This is a genomic window from Streptomyces sp. NPDC006743 (assembly GCF_040703815.1).
Lineage (GTDB): Bacteria > Actinomycetota > Actinomycetes > Streptomycetales > Streptomycetaceae > Streptomyces.
Window position 1 is genome coordinate 16455 of sequence record NZ_JBEYJA010000001.1, and the last position, 20133, is coordinate 36587.

19 protein-coding genes are annotated in these 20133 nt (G+C 72.0%); 6 read left to right on the plus strand and 13 right to left on the minus strand.

Annotated features, from left to right (window positions below):
* The first annotated feature begins 299 nt into the window (after nucleotides 1–299).
* Nucleotides 300–782 carry a hypothetical protein gene (locus tag ABZ719_RS00080; protein WP_366722959.1) on the plus strand — a complete coding sequence of 161 codons (483 nt, stop codon included), beginning with the start codon at nucleotides 300–302 and terminating at the stop codon, nucleotides 780–782.
* 77 nt (nucleotides 783–859) lie between these two features.
* Nucleotides 860–1846, plus strand: a complete 987-nt coding sequence (locus ABZ719_RS00085) for a hypothetical protein (protein WP_366722960.1) — start codon at nucleotides 860–862, stop codon at nucleotides 1844–1846.
* Between the two features lie 22 nt (nucleotides 1847–1868).
* On the opposite strand, the gene ABZ719_RS00090 is transcribed toward ABZ719_RS00085, so the two are convergent.
* The 11 genes from ABZ719_RS00090 to ABZ719_RS00140 form a co-directional block, all read right to left on the minus strand.
* Entirely contained in the window at nucleotides 1869–2039 is a 171-nt protein-coding gene (locus tag ABZ719_RS00090) for a hypothetical protein (RefSeq protein ID WP_366722961.1), read from the minus strand.
* Between the two features lie 159 nt (nucleotides 2040–2198).
* Nucleotides 2199–2576 (minus strand): nuclear transport factor 2 family protein, encoded by a 378-nt coding sequence (locus ABZ719_RS00095; RefSeq protein WP_366722962.1) that lies wholly within the window; start codon nucleotides 2574–2576, stop codon nucleotides 2199–2201.
* 218 nt (nucleotides 2577–2794) lie between these two features.
* Nucleotides 2795–3817 (minus strand): hypothetical protein, encoded by a 1023-nt coding sequence (locus ABZ719_RS00100; RefSeq protein ID WP_366722963.1) that lies wholly within the window; start codon nucleotides 3815–3817, stop codon nucleotides 2795–2797.
* A gap of 9 nt (nucleotides 3818–3826) precedes the next feature.
* Complete coding sequence (locus ABZ719_RS00105) at nucleotides 3827–4723, minus strand: helix-turn-helix domain-containing protein (protein ID WP_366722964.1); 897 nt, start codon at nucleotides 4721–4723, stop codon at nucleotides 3827–3829.
* Complete coding sequence (locus tag ABZ719_RS00110) at nucleotides 4720–4923, minus strand: hypothetical protein (RefSeq protein ID WP_366722965.1); 204 nt, start codon at nucleotides 4921–4923, stop codon at nucleotides 4720–4722. The genes ABZ719_RS00105 and ABZ719_RS00110 overlap by 4 nt, the downstream gene beginning before the upstream one ends.
* A 624-nt stretch (nucleotides 4924–5547) precedes the next feature.
* On the minus strand, nucleotides 5548–6111 hold the full coding sequence (gene grpE / locus ABZ719_RS00115; RefSeq protein WP_366722966.1) for a nucleotide exchange factor GrpE: 564 nt from the start codon (nucleotides 6109–6111) through the stop codon (nucleotides 5548–5550).
* Nucleotides 6108–7241, minus strand: a complete 1134-nt coding sequence (locus tag ABZ719_RS00120) for a tetratricopeptide repeat protein (protein WP_366722967.1) — start codon at nucleotides 7239–7241, stop codon at nucleotides 6108–6110. The genes grpE and ABZ719_RS00120 overlap by 4 nt, the downstream gene beginning before the upstream one ends.
* A 156-nt stretch (nucleotides 7242–7397) precedes the next feature.
* A complete protein-coding gene (locus ABZ719_RS00125; protein ID WP_366722968.1) occupies nucleotides 7398–9026 on the minus strand; it encodes an Hsp70 family protein in 1629 nt (542 codons plus the stop codon).
* A 188-nt stretch (nucleotides 9027–9214) separates the two neighbouring features.
* Entirely contained in the window at nucleotides 9215–10336 is a 1122-nt protein-coding gene (locus ABZ719_RS00130; protein ID WP_366722969.1) for an acyltransferase, read from the minus strand.
* Nucleotides 10336–12636 carry a glycosyltransferase gene (locus ABZ719_RS00135; protein ID WP_366722970.1) on the minus strand — a complete coding sequence of 767 codons (2301 nt, stop codon included), beginning with the start codon at nucleotides 12634–12636 and terminating at the stop codon, nucleotides 10336–10338. The genes ABZ719_RS00130 and ABZ719_RS00135 overlap by 1 nt, the downstream gene beginning before the upstream one ends.
* Before the next feature lie 19 nt (nucleotides 12637–12655).
* The gene (locus ABZ719_RS00140; protein ID WP_366722971.1) at nucleotides 12656–13216 is read right to left on the minus strand and encodes a hypothetical protein; all 561 of its coding nucleotides are present in this window, start codon (nucleotides 13214–13216) and stop codon (nucleotides 12656–12658) included.
* Between the two features lie 305 nt (nucleotides 13217–13521).
* Between ABZ719_RS00140 and ABZ719_RS00145 the strand changes: the two genes are divergently transcribed.
* Nucleotides 13522–14562: a chitinase gene (locus ABZ719_RS00145; RefSeq protein WP_366722972.1), complete on the plus strand. Its 1041-nt coding sequence runs from the start codon at nucleotides 13522–13524 to the stop codon at nucleotides 14560–14562.
* A 224-nt stretch (nucleotides 14563–14786) separates the two neighbouring features.
* On the opposite strand, the gene ABZ719_RS00150 is transcribed toward ABZ719_RS00145, so the two are convergent.
* A complete protein-coding gene (locus tag ABZ719_RS00150; RefSeq protein WP_366722973.1) occupies nucleotides 14787–15524 on the minus strand; it encodes a helix-turn-helix domain-containing protein in 738 nt (245 codons plus the stop codon).
* A gap of 232 nt (nucleotides 15525–15756) precedes the next feature.
* Here ABZ719_RS00150 and ABZ719_RS00155 point away from each other — a divergent pair, with 232 nt between their 5' ends.
* The 3 genes from ABZ719_RS00155 to ABZ719_RS00165 all read left to right on the plus strand — a co-directional run bounded on the left by ABZ719_RS00155 (nucleotide 15757) and on the right by ABZ719_RS00165 (nucleotide 18347).
* Nucleotides 15757–16422, plus strand: coding sequence for a DUF4097 family beta strand repeat-containing protein (locus tag ABZ719_RS00155; RefSeq protein WP_366723230.1), 666 nt, complete (start codon nucleotides 15757–15759; stop codon nucleotides 16420–16422).
* Nucleotides 16423–16698: 276 nt separating this feature from the next.
* Nucleotides 16699–17511 carry an alpha/beta hydrolase gene (locus ABZ719_RS00160; protein WP_366722974.1) on the plus strand — a complete coding sequence of 271 codons (813 nt, stop codon included), beginning with the start codon at nucleotides 16699–16701 and terminating at the stop codon, nucleotides 17509–17511.
* A gap of 209 nt (nucleotides 17512–17720) precedes the next feature.
* Complete coding sequence (locus tag ABZ719_RS00165; RefSeq protein WP_366722975.1) at nucleotides 17721–18347, plus strand: hypothetical protein; 627 nt, start codon at nucleotides 17721–17723, stop codon at nucleotides 18345–18347.
* A 421-nt stretch (nucleotides 18348–18768) separates the two neighbouring features.
* On the opposite strand, the gene ABZ719_RS00170 is transcribed toward ABZ719_RS00165, so the two are convergent.
* Complete coding sequence (locus tag ABZ719_RS00170; protein ID WP_366722976.1) at nucleotides 18769–19866, minus strand: hypothetical protein; 1098 nt, start codon at nucleotides 19864–19866, stop codon at nucleotides 18769–18771.
* Nucleotides 19867–20133 lie beyond the last annotated feature (267 nt).

Sequence of the window (20133 nt, forward strand, 5' to 3'; positions counted from 1 at the left end):
CACACCGCCGGATCGCCGCCCGCGCCCCAACGAGCGGGCTGGGCAAGCCGTTTGTCCGCCATTCGGCGCAGCCCGAATCTGCTCGATCGGCCACGGACGACGAAGGAATCCTGATGGAGCGGGCCCGGCAGGTGCCCCCTCCCGGCCGGAGGAACGGCACCGGCCGGCGGGGGCCTCGCCTGCCCGTGCGGGCGCCGACGGCTGCCACCCGGGCACGCCATGAAGCGCTCCCCCCTTCAGGAACCGTCTTTGATCCCTCTCGCGCCTCATCGGGGTGCGAGGAGAAACGAGGAACCCACATGTATGCACAGCGCATGGTCGCGCGGCTCGGGACAGCGGCCGCCGCCTCACTCGCCCTGGTCGGTGTCCTGGCCGGGCAGTCCAGCGCCACCAGCGACACGATCGACGGCTGGAACACCAACAGCTCGCCGGTGCGGTGCGGGACGACCAGCCCGTACTTCTTCTGCCTCTACTACTCGCCGGGGGCCGAGGGCGCGGCCTGGAAGTCCAAGTCCACCGCCGTGCGCAACCTCAGCGGCGCCACGTTCTCCTCCGACGGCCACGGCTCGGCGGGCGCCGGTCAGGCCGTGCGCAACAACGCGGCCTCCGCGGAGAACGCCTCCTCCGCCTGCAACGTCGGCATCTGGTACTCGCAGGACTTCCAGGGGAACTCGAACTGGCTCAGTCCCGGCAAGGGCGGCAACCTCAAGGACTACCTGCGCAACGACGAGGCGTCCATAGCCATTTCGGACCACACCCGTTGCCCGGGCGTGGGCCACTGACCCGGTCCGTCCGGCCGATGTGATCCGGTGCGGGGCCGCGCTCCACCGGCGGCCCCGCCTGGCAAGGAGACAACACCATGGGGTTCTTCCGCTCCGCCTGCCGGCCTGTCGCTCCGTGCGCGCTCCTGCTGGCCCTCACGACGGCATGCACCTCCGGCCGCGCCCAGCCCGGTCAGGAGGTCCCGCCCGCGGCCACGCCCACCGCCGGCGCGGACGTTCAGTCCCTGCACCTGCCCATCGAGCGGTACATGCTGACTCCGGCGCAGACCGCGCGGTACGACTGGGCGGCGGCCTCGCTGGTGCGCGACTGCATGCGCGGGTTCGGCTTCACCTATCCCGTCAGTCACGCCCCCGCCACGGGCGAACAAGTCCTCCAGTACTCGGTGATGTTCCGGCGCTACGGTGTCACCGACCCCGAAACGGCGCGGACTTGGGGCTATCACGTGCCTCGCGACGCACCTGCGTCCGCCGCCACCGCCGGTCGGGCACAGGCCAAGCCACCGGCCCTGTCCGCCGGGGCGCGGACCGTCCTCAGCGGTGTCGACGTGACCACCGGCGAACGGATCACCGAGTATCTGGGCCGGCGCGTTGCGGTGAACGGGTGTTACGGCGCTCCCGACCGCGCGCTGGGAGCGCGGTCCTCGGCGTCGGACGGCCTCCAGGGGCCCGGCACCGGAGCGGACGGCATCGTCTCCCGCATCAAAGCCGAGAGTTTCGTCGCTTCGTCCCGGGACCCGCGCGTCACGGACGTCTTCCGCCGCTGGCAGCGGTGCATGGAGCGGAACGGTTACCGCGTGGCCGCCGACCCGCTGAGCGCCTCGGCCCGGTTGTCCGCGTTGGACCTCCCCGAGCCCGATCAGACGGAACTCGCGCAGGCCCGGACAGACGTCGCCTGCAAGCAGCGGACGAATCTGGCCGGCGTCTGGTTCGCGGTCGAATCCGCCTACCAGGAGGCGGCCATCGCCCGTGACGGCGACGATCTCGCCCGTGTCGCACGCGACCGTGACCGTGAACTCGCGGCGGTCCAGCGGTATCTGTCCGGCAAGGTCCCTGCCTCGCCATGAGCGCCGAGAGCAGCCGGCGCGATCACCGCAGCAGGGCGGCCACGGCGGCCAGGGTCCCGGTCACCGTCACCACCACGACCAGCGTGGCTCCGAATGCCGCTCCGGCCCGCAGCGCCGCTGCGGGATACGACCCACCGGAGCGGCGAACCAGGTACCCCGCGCCGACCCCCACCACGGCCGCGGCCGGCACCACCAGCAGTGGTCATCGAGGACCCCGAAGAACGGGCTCGTGGCGCGGACGTCGTCGCGTCGTCCTCGCCCGAGCCGCGCCCCATGACCCGGGGCGCCGAACCGGCCGGTTCAAGGGGAAGGGCGGCGTCCCAGGGGGAAGGGCGGGGCCCAGGAGGACCGCTCAGGAGGCGGACGGCTTGATCTCCCCCGCGAAGACGATCACCTGGTCGAGGAGGTTCCGCCGTAGATGGACGACATCCGTTCCCGCCAGGCGGGGGCCTCCGTCCGGCGTGGTGAAGGCCCACCGGTACCGGGCCCACTCGCCAGGCATGTCCACCGCCGAACAGCGCACCATGGTGCCGGTCCCCGCCGGGTGGCGACGGATGTCGAGCACGAACCGCTCGACCGCCTCGATCCCCTCGCTGCGGCCCAACGGCCCCCAGAAGACCACGTCGGAGGTCAGGGCCTGGGAGAGCAGGGCCGGCACGTAGCGGTCGTGCGAGGCGTTGAACGAGGAGAGGAACATGTCGATGGCGGACCGCGCGGTTTCTTCCTGCATACACCACTAATACCAGCTGGCACCCTCTCTTCCCATCGTGGTCAGCCATCCCGCAGTGCCCGTCGTGCCGACCGCGCTGATGACGCCGAGCCCTGCACCACGTCGTGACCGAGCGGGGTGCGCTGGAAGAGGCCGCGCTCTTCGACGGTCAGGGTCCGTGGGGCGCGTCCTCGGCACGCACCGGGCCGGACTGGCCGCTGTGGTGCGGCCTTTCGCCTTCAGTGCGCCGGCGCGGGACGTACGCGCGTGCCCAGGAACCGGTGCAGGTAGTAGGCGAGGGCGTTGCCGCGGCGGGCGGGCTGGGCGTCGGTGGCCTCTTTCCAGCACACGGCACTCGCTTCCTTGAAGAACTGGGGGGCGGACTCGTGGTCGTCGGCGGTGACTTCCACCAGGAGGCGCCGCGGGCCGGGGGTCTGCTGTTCGCCGGGCACCCGTTCGTCAACGGCCTCCGGCGCCGTCCTGTTGGGCAGTTCCTCGGACCGTCCCGTCGCCGCGACAGGAGACCCCGGTACGGGGGATGCGGGGACGGCAGGATCGGAGGGGACCGCGGCAAGGATGACCTGGAGGAGTTCGGCGAAGTTCGTTCCGGGAGCGGGGATTTCGAGGTCGGGGTGGCGGTCGTAGCCGATGGTGACGGCGCGGGAGACGAACTGGATGACCGCGGTGGCCGTCTGGGTGTGCCGGCGGGGGCCGGCCGGGGTGAGGCGGCTGAGGATCCGCAGCAGGGTGGGCAGACTGGTGTCGGCGTTGACCACGTCGGAGGCGGGCGAGCCCCGGTCGTAGAAGGAGGCGCTGTCTGCCTCTCCCGCGTAGGCGCTGATCTGGGTCTGCCACAGAGCGGCGGCGTGGGCGTCGCCGCGGGCGAGGTGGTGCAGGTAGAGACAGTAGGAGGCGGGCGCGTCATCCGCGCCGGCGGCGTACTGCCACCAGAACCGGGCGCCGTCGTCGTCGCCGGCGATGCGCAGCACGCAGCCGAGGATCCACGCGGCGCGCGGCTGGGGGACCTGGTCGGTGAGGAAGTCGACGATCTGTGCGGCGCTGCAGTGGGCGACGGCCGTCTCGCAGAGGGCGGCGAGCTCTCCCGCCGCATCTTCGTCGGCCGAGCCGGGACCGGGGTTCTCCGCGGTCCGGCCGAAGTCGTCGAAGGCGTAGTAGGCCGAGTCGTCATGGGGCACGACGTCGGCAGGCACGGAGGCGTCCAGCAGGCGGGACTGGGCGAGGAGATCGTCGATGGCGCTCATGGGGGCTGATCACTCCAGGGTGTCGGGGTGGGTGCCGGGGTGGAGGCCGTGCAGGGCGCCCCTGGCGTGGCGCGCGAGGCTGTGGGCGATGGCCGGGGGCAGGCCGATGATGCCGGGCACGGCGTCCTCGTCGACGCCGCACAGGAAGCGCAGGACGGTGACATCCATCTGGTCCTCGGCAAGGCGGGCGACGGCGTCGAAGAAGGCCACCATCCGGGCGGCGCGGGCCAGGCAGTCGTCGAGGTCGTCGCTCCCGGCCACGGCCACGGTCCGCAGGGCCGCGGCCCGGAGGTCGGGGTGCCCCGCGTGGGTGTCGGCCCGCGCCATGACCTTGGCCCTCAGCAGGTTCCACGCGTGACGGGGGGTGTTGCTGCTGCTGGTCGCCTCCTTCCAGTTCAGCCACAGGATGTCGAAGGTCTCCGCGACGACCCGGCGGGCGCGGGCCTCGGTCTGCAGGAACGCCTGGGCGTAGGCGGTGTAGGGGCGGTCCATGGCCTGTTTGAAGGCGAGGTGGGGGATGGGCGGGTCCTCCGGCCCCAGAGGCTGCACGGCGCGGATACCGTTTTTTATCCAGATATCCTTCTTGTCCGCTTCCCGGGCGGCTGCCGTCCACAGGCGCCGTAACGGCCAGGGAGGGATGTCCAGGACCTTGACCACGCTGTAGGTCATCGCCCAGCCCGGGTAGTAGCCCTTGCCCCGCAGCAGTTCGGACAGCCGGGTCTTGGAGTAGCCGGAGCGGCTGACGAGGTCGTCCAGGGTCAGCCCGCTGGCGGCGAGCCGCCGGCGGACCTGCTCCAGCCAGGTCCGGTGGGTCACGCCGACGGTGTCGCAGATGGGCCCGGGCGGGCGTCCTCTGCGGCTGGGAGGCTCACCGTCGGACTGGTCGGATATCTGGGGCGTGTTCACCGCGACAGCTCCTCGTTCCCGGCCGCCGGAGCGCGCCGCGTGCCGCCGCCGTCGAACGCGGCGGCGATCTGCCGGATGAGGAGTCCGAGGGAGGGCAGCAACGCGGCCACTGCCGCGAGATGGCCGAGCACGGTCATCACCGTGCTCCACGCGAGGACCGTCACCAGTACGGCCACGGTCATCACCTGCTTACTGTTCATGGCACCTTCCGTGCGCAGGCAGAAAGAGGGGTCTGGGGGTGCTCTCCTGGCGGCGGTGCTGAAGCGCCGCCGGGGAAGCTGGACCACAGCATGGTGCTCCCCCTCGCATCACTCAACGTGATCATGGAGTTGCGGAACAATGGCCCCATGCCCTCAACCCGGCGCAGGCGGGCGCCGCAGCCCGTCAATACCGGCCCACACCGACATCAGATGACCCCTGAATGAACACTTTTGGGGGCGAACTCGTCCTTCGCGGTACGGGACGAGCCGAAGGGCGCACCATGGGAGTGACGCCCCGGCGTCGCACCTTCCGGTCTGGGAGGCCGCGCGGGCCCCTTGTGCTGAAGAACCCCCGAAGGGGCCCGCCCCGCTTCCGTCCAGCCATCCACGCTGGACGGGAGCGGACCGGCTCCCGTCCGAGCGGCGCCGGCACGGATCCCGCCCGGTGCGGTGACCTGTCGTCCGGTCCTGCCCGTCCACGGCCACGAGGGTCAGCCTGACGCCGGCCCTCGCGTCGGGGAAAGTCCGGGAAAGCCGGGGAAACAGACGGCAGGATCGTCCCGCCGGACAGCGAACGCCGGGGAGACAGGCGTCAGATCCCTCCTGCCCGGGTTCGGCTGCCGCTCACCGGTCGGTGTAGACACGGACCTGCTGCGGCCGCACGATGCGCTCCTCCAGGCGGTAGCCGTGCCGCACCACTTCGGCCACATCACCGCTCTGTTCCGGGGAGAGCGCGGCGATCGTTCCGACGGCCTCCTGCGTGCCGGGGTCGAACGGTCCCGGGGTGACGGGGACCCGGGTCATGCCGTACTTCTCCAGGACGGCCAGCAGTTCGGCGGCGACGGAGCCGGCGAAGGCGTCGTCCTGCCGCTCGACCCGGTCGACGAGGAGGACGAGGTCGTAGAGCAGCGGCTGCAGGAGGCGTCCCTCGGCGGCCCTGCGCGTGTGGTCGAGGTCGGCGAGCAGAGCGTCGATGCTGCGACGGGTCTCCCGGTCGTTGAGCAGCCGCCGGCGGAACTGGTCACCGAGTGCGGCGAGTTCCTCGCGCATGCCGTCGACCGCGTCGGCCACCACGGCGAACGGGTCCGCCGCCGGCGCGGGCAGTGGGCTCTGCGGCGGCCAGGGCGGTTCCGCGGGCCGGGGGCCCGGTGGCTCTTCCGGTTGCGGCACAGGGGGCGGAGTGGTCATGAAGCTCTCCCGGTCTGCGGCTTCTGGTCGGGGGGCAGGTCGTTGTAGTTGTGCCGCCAACGCGGTTTGACGCCCATCGCGATCGGCAGCCCGAGGAGCCCGGCGAGGGCCGGCAGGCTGAACTCCTGCGGCAGCACGAAGATGAGCGCGCAGCAGGCAGCCATGGCCCAGGCCATGCTCTTGTACCAGCGCCAGGTCCTGGTGCGTGCCCTGCTCGCGTCCTCCCGGTAGCTGTTCAGGACGTCGCGCAGTTCATCGTCCGAGATTCCGACGGCCAGTGCCTGCTCCACACAGTGCGTGACCGTGGAGGCGCCGGTCTCCGAGGCGACGACGTACCGCTGCCTTTCCGGGTGCCAGGACATCGATTCCTCGGCGCGCAGCGTCCAGATCCTGCCGATCTCGTTGCGGACGACCGCGTTGCCGGGCCGTTCCACGAGGACCCGCTCGTAGTGGCTGAGGGCCTCGTCGTGGCGTCCGGCCTCCTGGAGGTTCCTGGCGGCGGCGATCCGGTGGTCGATCTGGTGGGGTGCGAGCCTGACCGCCGCCAGATACCAGCCGGCGGCGGTCACCGGGTCACCGGTCCGCTCGTAGACCCGGGCGATCAGGACGTGGATGAGCGCGTCGCCGGGGGACAGCGCGAGGGCCCGCCGGAACTCCTGCACCGCGTCGGTGAGCTGTCCTTGGCCGGCGTGCAGGGAACCGAGCAGCCGCCAGGCTTCCCCGTTGCGCTCGTCATGGTGCACGGCCTGCCGCAGCTCGTACAGGGCGCCCTCGTGGTCGCCCTCGCTCATCAGTCTGCGAGCGTGGCCCACCCAGTCCCGGCCGGACCGGCCCGGCTGCGGCGGGGAGTGAGGCCGCGGTCCTGGGCCGGAATCGTCCGGGCGCCGCGCCTGGTTCAGCCGGCGGTCGTACACCTGGCGCCGGGCGCGGTCGAGCAGTTCCTTGCGTGCCTCGGAGATCAGCTCGACCTTGTCCTCGGCCTGCCGCCGCTTCTTGGCGTCGGGGGCCCGGCTGGCCCGGCTCGACCAGGTGCGGAAGGCCCGGTCGAGCTGTCCGGAGACCTGGTCGGCGGTCGCGGAGGGATCGATGCCGAACTCGGCGTAGTAGTCGGGTATGTCGTCTGTCGTCATCGCTGTCGGCTCCGGCTGGAGGGGCGGATCTGACTCAGAGCTGCGAAGGGAAGCGGTGTCCGGTCGGCGGGCGGTGTCCGGTGCGTGCGATCGCAGGGCGCCGGAAGGTCCCTGGCTCGCGGTGTCACCGACCCGCCATGATCCGGACGGACGACCCTAGAGGGTCGGGACGCGGGCGACGCGGTCACCCAGCTCGGTCAGTTCGTCCTGGCTCAGGTTGTCGGGGCGGTCGAGCTCGAACTCGCCGAGCCACTTGCCCGTGGTCCCGTCCTTCACCTCGACGTGGATGATGCCGTCGACGTCGTAGGAGTAGAACACCTCGAAAGGCGCCCCCTTCGGGTATCGCGGGATCTCGATGTCGCCCTCCCCGACCTTCTTCACGTAGGCCAGGTCTTCGTCGTCCCCCTCCGTCACCTGTACCCGCAGCCGCCGCTGCCGGTCGACGAGGGTGTAGAAGGTGTCGCTCTTCCTCGTGGGCACCGATGTGTTGTGCGGGATGATCACCGCGTTGTACTGGCGGTCGTGGTCGTCCAGGTCGGTCGCGACCATGCCGAGGGACTGGGAGGTGACGTCCTTGATGGACCTCACCTTCCCCTGGGTGAGGCGGGCCAGGCCGTCACCGGGCGAGGACTCGACGCTCGCCCCGCTTCCGACGTACTTCCGTTTCTCCGCCGCCTCCTCGGCGCGCACCGCGGCGTCCAGGCCGACCAGCGCGGCGCCGAGCGCGACCACCTCGTCCTGCGAGATGCCGCGCTCCGGTTCCCTGCCGGAGAGGTGCCGGACCAGTTCCTGCACCATGGGCATCCGGGTGGAGCCGCCGACCAGCAGGAGCCGGTCGATGCCCTCCCAGCCGAGTCCCGCCTGTGCCAGGACGCCCTCGGTGATGATGCGGGTGCGGTCGAGCAGTTCGGCGGTGATCTCCTCGAACTTCTCGCGGGTCACCCGTATCTGCTCGTGGCGGCCGCCGGCGGAGAGCATCACGACGGCCTGCGGGGCGTTGGAGAGGGTCCGTTTGGCGATCTCCGCCTTGTCCCGCAGTTCGGCCTGCAGACCGCTGTCCTCGGTGAGGTCGGGGCCGCCCGAGGCCATGAACGCGCCGTTGAGGTGGTTCATCAGCGCGCCGTCCCAGTCGAAGCCGCCGAGGTTGCGGTCCCCGTCGGTGGCGATCACCGTGTAATCGCCGTCCTCGACCCGCATGACGGTGACGTCGAAGGTGCCGCCGCCCAGGTCGTAGACGAGTACGGTGCCGATGCTCGCGCCGCCCTCTCCGTCCTCACCGTCCTCCTCCCCGGCGGCGAAGGACCGGTCGAGGCCGTAGGCGAGCGCGGCGGCCGTGGGCTCGTTGACGATACGCAGCACCTCCAGCCCGGCGAGCCGTCCGGCGTCCTGTGTCGCCTTGCGCCGGACGTCGTCGAAGTACGCGGGTACGGTGATCACCGCCCGCTCGACGGGCTCGCCCAGCATGATCTCGGCGTCTTCCTTGAGGCGTTTGAGCAGCAGAGCGGAGATCTCCTCGGGGCGGTAGGGCGTGCCCGACTCCGAGTGGTAGACGGGGTTGGTCTCCCCCATGTAGCGCTTGACGAACTGCACCACGTGGTCGGGAGCGGTGGCCGCGGAGCGCTTCGCCTGGGAGCCGACGACCACGGTGTCGCCCTGGAACATCACCACGGACGGTGTGATGTTCTCGCCCTCCCGGTTGCGGACGATGGACGGGCTTCCCGCCCGGTCGGCGACCGCCATGGCGCAGTACGTCGTCCCGAGGTCTATGCCCACCACACGTGTCACCGCTGACTCCCCCTCTGCGCGCGGAACTGCCGACAGGAGCAATCATGCCCATTCCAGGGTCAGTTGACATGTTTTCAGCGGCCGGTCCTTGCGGGGTCCCGGTCCGGGCCGCCGGGCGGCCGAGCGAGGCGGGCGGCCGGCTCCGGCGGACTCTCCGGCCCGCGTCCGCGGCACGCCGCCGGACCGCGTCACGGAAGCGCTCTCGGCCTGCGCCGCGCCGCCACGTCCTCCACCCACCCGCACAACAGGACGAACACGCAGATCAGCACCCAGCCGACGCCGAACAGGAACCACTGGCTGTCCAGCGGGAGATACCTCTCGAAGGCGGGCACGTCCCACAGCCGGTCGATCAGCGGCACCGCCAGGACCAGCGCGATCTCGTGCCAGAGGTAGACCGTCACGGCGCGCGCGTTGAAGACGGTGACGATCCGGTCCAGCCGCCGGAACCGTCTCAGCCCGGCGAAGCCGATCCGGAAGCGCGCCTTCGCCCACATCAGCAGCAGGACGGCACCCGCCGACCAGAACGCCTGCGCGAGCGGGATCTCGTCGAGGTCGTACGTCCCGGCGGCGGCCTGGCGAGCGAACGCGTACCAGCCGCCGTAGCCGAGCGCGGCCAGGGACAGCGTGATCACCGCCGTCGGCCGCAGCCGCTCCAGCACGCCGTCGCGGTGCGCGAAGCCGGCCAGCCAGCAGAAGAGGTACGTCGACAGGTCCGACAGCGCGCCGCCGAAGCGGTCGTCCGGGGCCGTCCACAGGAGGTTCAGCACCAGGGCGGGCGTGAGGGACAGCAGCAGCACGGGCACGGGGGCGAGCCGGAAGACGCGCAGCAGCGGCGGGGAGAGCAGGACGAACCACAGGTAGGTGCGCAGGTACCAGACGATCTCCCAGGCCTGCCGGCCCCACGCGTCGCCGGGCGGGTCGCCGAGCGGCACCACCCAGTAGACGATCCGCCATCCCGGCATCCAGCCGTGCACGAGCATCGCCGCGACCACGAAGAGGCCCCAGAACCAGAACGGCGGCAGCAGCCGGCGCAGCCGGCCGCGCAGCACTTCCGGAGCCGGGCGCTCCAGTGACTTGGCCATCAGCGTGCCGGCCAGGCCGAACATGATGCCCATGGCGGGGAAGACCAGCCCGGCCCAGGCCCAGCCGAAGGTGTGGTAGGCGACGACGCGGACGAGGGCGAGCGCGCGCAGCGTGTCGAAGTAGCGGTCCCGGCCGGTGGCCGGCGGCCCGGGCGGCCGGGCCGGGTCCGCGGCCGGCGCCGGCCGCCCGGTGACCGCCCGGCCGCCGCCCTTGCGGTGCGTGCCCATCAGTTCGCCCCCGCCGCAGTGCCGACCTCGCCGGTGCGTTTCAGCTTCTGCCAGCGCAGCCGGCCGCCGGTCAGGGCGGTGACGCAGGAGTGGATGAGGACGAGGTACATCATCTGCCGGTACGCCAGTTGCTGGAGCGGCAGCATCAGCAGGTACCGGTACTTCTCCCGGTCCAGCCGGAAGGCGTACGCCGCGCAGGTGAGCTGGACGCCCAGCACCGCCAGCCAGGCCAGCAGCGCGGCGCGGAAGTCGACGAAGACCATCGAGTAGGCGGTGAAGACGTCGATGAGCGGGGCGAAGACCGGGGTGAGGATCTGGAAGACCACCACCAGCGGCATGCCGATCCGCCCGAAGCGGCCCGAGGGGCCCCTGTCCGTCAGGGACCCGCGGTGCTTCCACAGCGCCTGCATGGTCCCGTAGGACCAGCGGTAGCGCTGCGACCACAGCTGGCCGAAGGAACTCGGCGCCTCCGTCCACGCGCGTGCGTGCTCCTGGTACACGACGCGCCGGCCCGCCCGGTGCAGGGCGATGGTGATGTCGGTGTCCTCGGCGAGGGTGTCCTCGCTCATCCCGCCCACCTGGAGCACCGCCTCCCGGCGGAACGCGCCGATGGCGCCGGGGATCGTCGGCATGCAGCCCAGCAGGTCGTACATGCGGCGGTCCAGGTTGAAGCCCATCACGTACTCGATGTGCTGCCAGGCGCCGATGAGCGTGTTCCGGTTGCCTACCTTGGCGTTGCCCGCGACCGCGCCGACGCCCGGGTCGGCGAAGGGCTGCACGAGCTGCCGTACGGTGCCGGGCTCGAAGACGGTGTCGCCGTCCATCATCACGACGATGTCGTGACGTGCGCTGCGCACCCCGTGGTTGAGGGCGGCCGGTTTGCCCGCGTTCTCCTGGCGGAGGACCCGGACGTTCGGCAGGCCGAGGGATCCGGCGATCTCGGCGGTGCCGTCGGTCGAGCCGTCGTCGACGACGACGATCTCGATCGGGTGGGTGCTCGCCGCCAGCGACCGCAGGGTGCTCGCGATGCACTCCTTCTCGTTGTACGCCGGGACGATCACGCTCACCGGGCGGGTGACGGGCGGCCCCCAGCTGAAACGGCGTCTGTTGCGCCGCCGGTGGTGGCGGCGGGCCAGGAGCAGCATCAGGCCGAAGCGGCCCATGACCGCCACCCCCACGACGGCCAGGCCCACCGAGAGCGCGGGCACCGTCCACTCGGCGACGGCGACGGCCAGGACGAGCGCCCTGCCTTCGTACAGGGTGGTTCCGGTGGCCTTGTGATGGGCGGCCTGCAGGCTCGTGGCGGCGCTCGCGGCGGTGGCGTCCCGGCCGCCCGGTGCGGCCGGAGCCCGGCCGCCGTCCGTGCTCGCCCGCACCTCGGCCGGGCCGGACTGCCCGCCCGCCGTACCGGATCGGGCGTTCTGCTTCGCCAGGACGCCGCTGACGGTGGTGAAGGTGTAGCCCTTCGCCCGCATCTCCTTGATGTACCGCGGCAGCGCCGCGAGGGTCTGCGAGCGCTCGCCGCCCGCGTCGTGGAAGAGGACCGCGGCGCCCTTCGTCCCCTTCGGCGTCGCCCACCGGACGATCTTCGACACCCCCGGCCGTTTCCAGTCGTCGCTGTCGGTGTCGACGAAGACGCTGGTGTAACCCTCCTTGCCGAGCTTCTGGTAGACGGGCCAGCTGTAGTTGTCGATGGCGTCCGTCTCCGAGGAGTACGGCGCCCGGAAGAGCGTGGTGGTGATGCCGGCCGCACCCGCGAGCGCGAGCTGCGTCTGCTCCATCTCGCGTCGGATCCGGAACTCGCTCTGGTACGACAGGTCGACGTGCGTGAAGGTGTGGACGCCGACCTCGTCGCCCTGCCGGACCATCGTCCTCACGATGTCCGGGTAGCGCGCGACCATGGAGCCGACCAGGAAGAACGTGCCCGGCACGTCGTACTCGCGGAGGATCTTCAGCACCTGGGGCGTCCAGGTGGGGTTCGGGCCGTCGTCGAAGGTGAGCGCGATCGTCTTGTCCGGCACGGAGACGGTGGTGGCCGTGCCGCCCTGGAAGGTGAGGATCGGCCCGCCGTCCAGGACGCGCTGGGGCACCTGGTCGGAGGCCGCGCCGGTGCGCACCCGTTCGTCGCCGCCGACCTCGGCGCGCAGATAGCCGTCGAGCAGCATCACACAGGTCAGGGCGAGCAGGAGCAGGAGGGCGAGGATGACCCGGGGGCGTTGCAGCGCGGCGGCCCGGCCCGCCGCGCGTTCGATGCGGGTGGGGGCGCGCCGGCGTCCTCGGGAGGATGTCGTCGTGGTCATGGGCAGGGCTGTTTTCCGGTCAGTCGGCGACCGCAGCGGCGGTCGAGGGGGCGGTGGACGAGGGGACGGGGGCGGACGAGGGGGAGGCGGGCGAGGCCGCGGACGGCGAGGCGGATGTGCCGCCGGGCGGTGCGGTGGGCGGTGCGGTGGGCGCGCCGCCGGGCCGCGAGGCCGGGGCGCCGCCGGGGGGCACCGTCGGGTGGCCGGGCCCGTCCTGCGGCCGGTGGCCGCCGGGAAGGCTCGTGCCGCCGCGGTCGCCGCCGAAGGGCAGCAGTGAGGACGGGTTGAGCGAGGTTCCCCAGCCCATGAAGGCCGCGCCGAGCACGACGGTGTAGGCCAGGCACGCGAAGCCGACGAGGAGGCCGAGCCGGCGCAGCGCTTTCGAGCGGCGGCCGGAGGTGTCGACGAAGACGGGGCCGTGGTCGTCCGAGGCGCGTCTGCGCCGACGGCTCCCGCGTCCGTCGAAGGTGCGGCTCCCACGTCCGTCGGCGGGGCGGCTCCCACGTCCGTCGGCGGGGCGGCTCCCACGTCCGTCGGCGGGGCGGCTCTCGATGACGGGCTCGGCAGGCTCGGAATGCATTCCCCGGATATTAGGAAGGGTTTTTATGGCCACCGATGGGTTTCTTGTGAGCAGCCCATGAAAAAGTGCGAAGCCTGTCTTTTCACCAAGAGAACCGGTCCGGTTTCCTTCTCCCGGCCGCCACCGAATATCACGTGAATCCGCTGTTCGGTCAGGTAGTTGGCCCGACGGGAACATTTTCGACCAGGTGTGCTCCATGCCGTTCACCTTTCCCGCACCCCCGGCCGGGTGTGAGAGGTTTCCAGTCCGGAATACCGTTCCGCTCCGATTCCGAGACGGAGATCACGAGAGCTGGTGCATGCGCAATGAGGAGTTTCCTGAAGTCGGCGACCGGGTTCACCGGCCTGCTCGCCCTGGCCGTCACCGGCTGCTCCCCGGGCTCCGGCCCGGCCGCGGACACGGCGTCCGCCGCTCCCTCGGCCTCCGCGGCCGGCGCCGCCGCGCCCACCGCCCCGACGGCCGGGGCGAGCACGTCGTACGCCCCCTACGTCAGCGCGACGACGGCGTCCGGCACCGACTCCGCGGGCTCGCCGGCGACGTACAACCTCGCTTTCGTCATCTCCGACGGCAGCCGCTGCACGCCGAAGTGGAACGGCGACGAGGCCGTCGGCGAGAAGGCGGTGAAGTCCCGGATCGAGGCGCTGAAGAAGTCCGGCTCCACCGTGCGGGTCTCCTTCGGCGGGGCTTCGGGCAAGGAGCTGGCGGCGGTCTGCGACAGCGCCTCCACGCTGGCCGATGCGTACGGCCGGGCACTGGACGCGGCCGGCTCCGCCCAGGCCGACTTCGACATCGAGGGCGACGAACTGGGCGACTCCGCCTCCGTCGCGCGGCGTTCGCAGGCGATCGAACGGCTGCAGAAGCAACGCCCGGACCTGAAGGTCACCTACACGCTGCCCGTCATGCCCGACGGCCTGGACTCCGACGGCCTGGCGCTGCTGGCGTCCGCGAACACCTACGACGTCCAGGTCTCCGCCGTCAATCTGATGACCATGAACTACGGCGAGTCGTACACCGGCGACATGGGCGACTACGCCGTCACCGCGGCGAAGTCCGCGCACGCCCAGCTGAAGAAGGTCTTCGGGCTCTCGGACGCGGCGGCCTGGCGGGGCATGGCGCTCACCTCCATGATCGGCGTCAACGACATCGCCGGTGAGACCTTCACCCTGGCCGACGCGGCACGGGTGCGGTCCTTCGCCGAGGAGAGGGAGATCGCCTGGGTGTCGATGTGGTCCGCGTTCCGGGACCGGCAGTGCGCTAAGGGGGACCCGGACGGGGACGACGCCGCGACCGACTGCAGCGGGGTGACGCAGGAACAGGGCGCGTTCGCGCGGGCGTTCACGGGATGACCGGTACGGTCGCCCGCGGGCCGCCCGCCTTAGAGCTGCGAGGCGGCGGCCTCGGACCCCATGTCCGGCTCGTTCGTCCCTGGTCCGCGGCACGGTGACACCCGCTTCGGCCAGCCGTCGAGCCCCCGCGGTCCTGCCCCCTGTGCGCGGGGGCCCGGGGGACCTCACGGCCCCACCGCCCTCCCGGCCGAGGTGCCAGCCACCGGTTCACGGCGGTCTTCGGCTCATGGCCGGTCGGCGTTCGACGTCGTGGCGGGTTTGGTGTGGAGGATGTCGCGGGCCTGGTCCGCGGCGCGGGCGAGGCTTTCGGAGACGTAGTCGAGGAAGCGGGCGATGTTCTCCATGCGGACGGCGGACGGGGTGCCGGGCACGAGGACGGCGACGCCCTGGCGTGCGGTCTCGGCGACGCGGGCGGTGGAGCGGACGCTGGCCATCATCGACTGGTACCAGACGTCGTCGTCGATGGTGTACCGCTCGCGACGGCGCTCGTCGCGTTCACGGCGGACGAGGTCCTGGCTCTCCAGGAACGCGATCGCCTTGGAGACGGATGCCGGGCTCACCTGGAGGCGCTGGACCAGTTCGGCGGCGGTGAGGCTGCCGGTGTCGCTGACGCACAGACAGGCCATGACCCGCGCCATCATCCTGGGCGTGCCCGAGGCGATGAAGACGGTGGTGAGCGTCTCCTCGTACTCACGCACCGCCTCGGGGTCGCGCCCGTGGGGCTGCGGGGGCGTCGACGCGTCGCGGGGTGCGGCCTGCCTGCGGCGGTGGGCGCGGCGTTCGGTGGCGCGGTGGGCCAGGTCGGCGCGGTAGGCGAGGGGGCCGCCGTTGCGCATCACCTCGCGCGTGATCGTCGAGGTGGGCCGTTCCAGGCGCCTGGCGATTTCCGCGTAGGCGAGGCCGTCGGCCAGGCCCAGCGCGATCCGCTGACGTTCGGACTGGGTGAGCCTGCCTCCCGGCATCGCGGCCTCCTGCTTGCTTCCTGATGGCTCGTGGGGTGCTCAGCTTAGCGTTCACCACCAGTTCATTGCAACGATTGGCGAGCCAGCGTTGCGTTAATCGCGAAGGTCATCGCAACGATGTGGGGCAGGTGAGCTGCACTTATATATCTTCCTCGCAACATACTCATTGCCGCTTCCGCGAACGCAACGTAGTGTTTCTCGCATGAGAAACATCGAGCCGAAGGAAAGAACGATGCAGAAGTTCGCCACTCCCGCCCCGGTCGCCGCCGTCCTGGACGTCCCCGCCGGACGGATCCAGGTCATCGCCGCCGACCGCGCCGACACCACCGTCGAGGTCCGCCCGGCCGACCCCGCCAAGGACCGTGACGTGAAGACCGCCGAGCAGACCACCGTCGAATGCGCCGACGGCGTCCTGCGGATCCGCGTTCCCGAGCCCAGGAACCAGTACTTCGGCCCCTCCGGAGCCGTCGAGGTCACCGTCCGACTGCCCGCCGGATCGGCCGTCGAGGCCAGGACCGCCTCCTGCGAGCTGCGCGGTGTCGGCCGGCTGGGCGACGTCGTCTTCGAGGGGGCGTACCGGCAGGCCAAGATCGACGAGGCCGCGAGCGTGCGCCTCACCGCGGTCGACGGCGACGTCGAGATCGGACGGCTGGGCGGTCCCGCGCGGATCAGCACCGCGCGGGGGGACATCCGGATCGCCGAGGCCCTGGGCGGCAAGGTCGAGCTGAGCACCCAGGACGGAAGCATCTCGGTCGCCGCCGCCGCCGGCGTCTCGTCCGCCCTGGACGCCGGCACCTCCTACGGTCGCGTCAGCAATGCCCTCAAGAACGACGGCACCACCACGCTCGACATCCGCGCCACCACCTCCCGCGGCGACATCACCGCCCGCAGCCTGTGAGCGCTGCGAACACAAAGGACGCAGCGGCTCACGACGCCCGGCGCGCACGCTCGCGGCGTAGCCGGAAGGCCCTGACAGCTCCGACACAAGGACCCTCCGGCGCCTTGTGATCGCACACGCCCGACGCCGCGAGCCGATCGCACTCCCCTTTCGTCCGCAGCTCTGGAACAGCGGCGGCACGGGACGTCCGGCCGGTTCCCGGGCTCGTCGCCTGCCACTTCGACCGGCCGTCCCGAGCCCGTCGTGCAACGTCTCACCCAACCAGGGGGAATCCCGATGACGAACAGCAACGCGCCCTCGTCCGTCTCGCAGTGGACCGGGATGGTGCAGGTCGACGACACGGCCCTGGCCGTCACCGACACCGGCGGCCACGGCGTCCCGGTCATCTACCTCAACGGCCAGTTCGCCACCCAGGGGTACTGGCGGCGGGTCCTCGCCGAACTGGGCGGCGAGTGGCGCCACATCACCTTCGACGAGCGGGCCCGCGGCAGGAAGTCGGGCCGCTCCGCGGACTACTCCTTCGAGGCCGCCGTCCGCGACGTCGACGCCGTCCTCCTGGCCCGCGACGTGGACCGGGCCGTGGTGGTGGGCTGGTCCTACGGAGCCCTGGTCGCCGCGCACTGGGCCCACCGCAACCCCGACCGCGCCCTGGGCGCGGTCCTGGTCGACGGCGCCTACCCCTACGACTGGCTCGACGACGCGATGGAGCAGCGCATCCGCAAACTGTTCAAGCGGATGGGCTGGTTCACCCCGCTGCTGCGCCCGACGGGGCTCACGCCGCGGATGACGCCCGCCGAGCAGGCCGACAGCAACATCGAACTCGGCAGACTCTCCCGCGAGCGCGAACTCGGTCCCGTGCTGGACGGCATCACCGTCCCGGTGCGCTACGTCGTCGCGTCGGGGACGTCCTTCGGCAGCCGGGGCGACGAGCAGGAACGGATCCGCACCAGCCTCGCGGCGGTGACCTCCCGCAATGCCCACATCCACAGCACCAAGGTCCCCAGCAACCACGGCGCGATCCTCAAGAAGGACTTCCGTGCCGTCGCGGAGGCCGTCCGGGAGGTCGGCCTCGGCGGCGGCCGGCGCTGAGGACCTACTCGCGGGAGTCCCCAGCGTCGGTGCGGGAAGTCCGCGGGTCCCGTCGCGGCGCGAAGGTGGAACGTCCCGGGCGTCCGCACGGTCCGCCGGCACCGCCCGGCCGAGGCGCGGAGCGGGCACCGAACGGTGCTTCCCCCGCGTGAGCCCGCTCCGGGCCCCGCACCGTCGTCGGGCCGCCGACCGGCGATTACTCTGCCCGCATGAACGGTACTGAGGGGGCGGGAGGTCTTCCCGGGTGGCGCGTGCTCGTCGTCGGGGGCGCGTCGGGGATGGGGAAGACCGGTGTGGGCAGGGCCTTGGCGCGGCGATACGGCATCCCCCTCGTGGAGGTCGACGACATCGTGGAGGCCCTCCTCGCGGTGACCCTGCCCAGGCACCTGCCGGAGGTCCACTTCTGGCGCACGCACCCGGACGCCGCCCACCAGGCGCCCGAGTCGGTGGTCGAACGGCAGATCGCGATCGCCCGGACGCTGGCCCCGGCGGTCGCGGCCGTGACGGCCAACCATGTGGACACCGGCACGCCGGTGATCCTGGAGGGCGACTACGTCCTGCCCGTTCCGGCCTCCCCCGGCGGCCCCGTCCGTACCGTCCTCCTCCACGAGGACGACGAGGCACAGGTGGCGGCCAACTACCTCTGCCGGGAACCGGAGACCGGGCCGCAGCGCCATCGCGCACGCGTCAGCGTGCTGTACGGCCGATGGCTCGCCGCGCAGGCACGGACCGCCCGCGTGCCGGTCATCGCTCCGCTCCCCTGGGCGAACCTGACCGACCGCGTCATCGCGGCGGCCGAAGGCACGGACCGCCGCCGGCTTTCACCGCGTCGCTGAAGCGGCGTACGGGAACTCCGCGGTCGCCGAGGCACGCGGCCGACCGGTTCCCCGCATCGGTGTGCGTGCGCCCGCGAGGACGGCGGCCGGCTCGTCAGCGAAGACCGAGCGGCAGCGGCCGCGTGGAGTGGCCCGAGGCGTTGTGACGGACGGCCTCGTTCGCCGGCCGATGGCCACGCCTCGTCGGCGGCGGGATCGCGGCGGGCGGCAGCGGACGAGGCTCGTCCCGGACGTCGGGCCGCTCGCCCGGGGGGCTGCCGGACCGGGCCGGCCGCCGGCTCCAGGAGTCGATGACCGTCTGACGGCCGGCCCGCACCCCCGGCCCCGCCACGGCGGGGGCGGGCCGATGTCCGGGCGCCTTCCCAAGCGCCCCCGGGCTCCCGGCCGCCGCCCGGAGCAAAGGCACCCGGTCGAGGCGGGCCTACGGCGCCGTCACCGTCACGTACTGCGTCCTCTTCACCCGGCCGTGGTGGGCGACGACCGTCACGGGGTAGCGGCCGGGCTTGAGGTGGGAGCGGACGGCGGCCGTGCCGAAGAAGCGCGGGTCGTCGCCGTCGGCGGCCTTGCTGTCGTCGTAGCGGAGGCGGACCACCCCGGTGAACGCCGGGGAGGTGGCGGTCAGCCGCGTCTGCTCGCCCGGGTCCGGGTACTCGTCGTGCCACATGACCGCGACCTGATGCCCGGCGCGGACCCGGAACCGGTGGGTGCCGCCCGAGTAGCCCTGGCCCGGGTCGTAGAACTCGGGCCCGGACGCCTTGCCCCGGTAGTCGCGGTCGCCGGGCCGGGACGCGCGGACCTTCAGGCGCTTCTCGGCGATGCGGCGGCCGTGCGGGCCGTACAGTCCGAAGGCGTACGTGCCGTCCGCCAGGCGGGGTTCGAGCGGCAACTGCGCGGAGAAGGCCCGCGGGTTGTAGAAGTCCATGGTCTCGTCGTGGACGAGTCGCACGGGTCCGGGCAGAGCCGCCGACCGCACGGTGAAGCCGGTGCCCCGCTCACCGGGGTACAGGTCGTCGAAACCGGCCCACACCGTCTCCCCGGGGCGGCTCACGTCGCGCGACGCCGGCAGGCTGAAGGAGGGGCGCCGGGAGCGTACGACCTGGATCCTGTCGTGGGCCACGGTACGGCCGTGGACCGTCACCGTCAGCGGATACCAGCCGGGCCCGTCCGTCATCTTGAGGGCCGCCAGGGCCCAGTAGTGGTCGCCCTCCCACGCCAGCCGTGCCGTCCCGCCCAGCGCGGGCGACCGGGCGGTCACCGCGTCGCCGCCCTGGGCGCGGCTGACGCCGTAGAGCATCATGTGGACCAGTTGCCCGGGGCGGGCATCGGTGTGGCCGTTGAGGATCAGGCTGGGCTTGCCGCTCGTGCTCCGGGGACCGCCGGGGGTAGCGGACGCGCTCTTGTGCACGGCGGGCGCGGAGGCGGCCGTGGTGTGCGCCGCTCCGGCCGCGCTCCCCGCGGTGGCGCACCCGCACAGCACGAGCCACCCCGCCGTGACGGCCAGGGCCCTGGACCAGTTCATCGTGCCTCCAGTAGTTCGGTCACCCGGGAAGAGGGCGAAACGGCGCTGCTGGTCAGCTCCGGCGGCGGAAAAGGCGCGAATGTCACGCATTCGTCGGCCGGCTGCCGGCCTTCCAAGTCCCCAGCTCCTCCCCGCCGGTTCCGCGCAGGGCCGGAGAGTGACGCGGGGCGTTGGGCCGGTCGAGCGCCCCGGGCTCTGGACTAAGCTACGGAGTCGCGTTGCTCTCACAGAGCAGCGCCGGGACTTTCAGGCAGCGGAAGTCCGGGC

Coding starts and splice junctions, on each gene's coding strand:
- ABZ719_RS00080 (WP_366722959.1), top strand. CDS start 300: ATGTATGCACAGCGCATGGTCGCGCGGCTCGGGACAGCGGCCGCCGCC.
- ABZ719_RS00085 (WP_366722960.1), top strand. CDS start 860: ATGGGGTTCTTCCGCTCCGCCTGCCGGCCTGTCGCTCCGTGCGCGCTC.
- ABZ719_RS00095 (WP_366722962.1), bottom strand. CDS start 2,576: ATGCAGGAAGAAACCGCGCGGTCCGCCATCGACATGTTCCTCTCCTCG.
- ABZ719_RS00100 (WP_366722963.1), bottom strand. CDS start 3,817: ATGAGCGCCATCGACGATCTCCTCGCCCAGTCCCGCCTGCTGGACGCC.
- ABZ719_RS00110 (WP_366722965.1), bottom strand. CDS start 4,923: ATGAACAGTAAGCAGGTGATGACCGTGGCCGTACTGGTGACGGTCCTC.
- grpE (WP_366722966.1), bottom strand. CDS start 6,111: ATGACCACTCCGCCCCCTGTGCCGCAACCGGAAGAGCCACCGGGCCCC.
- ABZ719_RS00120 (WP_366722967.1), bottom strand. CDS start 7,241: ATGACGACAGACGACATACCCGACTACTACGCCGAGTTCGGCATCGAT.
- ABZ719_RS00130 (WP_366722969.1), bottom strand. CDS start 10,336: ATGGGCACGCACCGCAAGGGCGGCGGCCGGGCGGTCACCGGGCGGCCG.
- ABZ719_RS00135 (WP_366722970.1), bottom strand. CDS start 12,636: ATGACCACGACGACATCCTCCCGAGGACGCCGGCGCGCCCCCACCCGC.
- ABZ719_RS00140 (WP_366722971.1), bottom strand. CDS start 13,216: ATGCATTCCGAGCCTGCCGAGCCCGTCATCGAGAGCCGCCCCGCCGAC.
- ABZ719_RS00145 (WP_366722972.1), top strand. CDS start 13,522: ATGAGGAGTTTCCTGAAGTCGGCGACCGGGTTCACCGGCCTGCTCGCC.
- ABZ719_RS00150 (WP_366722973.1), bottom strand. CDS start 15,524: ATGCCGGGAGGCAGGCTCACCCAGTCCGAACGTCAGCGGATCGCGCTG.
- ABZ719_RS00155 (WP_366723230.1), top strand. CDS start 15,757: ATGCAGAAGTTCGCCACTCCCGCCCCGGTCGCCGCCGTCCTGGACGTC.
- ABZ719_RS00160 (WP_366722974.1), top strand. CDS start 16,699: ATGACGAACAGCAACGCGCCCTCGTCCGTCTCGCAGTGGACCGGGATG.
- ABZ719_RS00165 (WP_366722975.1), top strand. CDS start 17,721: ATGAACGGTACTGAGGGGGCGGGAGGTCTTCCCGGGTGGCGCGTGCTC.
- ABZ719_RS00170 (WP_366722976.1), bottom strand. CDS start 19,866: ATGAACTGGTCCAGGGCCCTGGCCGTCACGGCGGGGTGGCTCGTGCTG.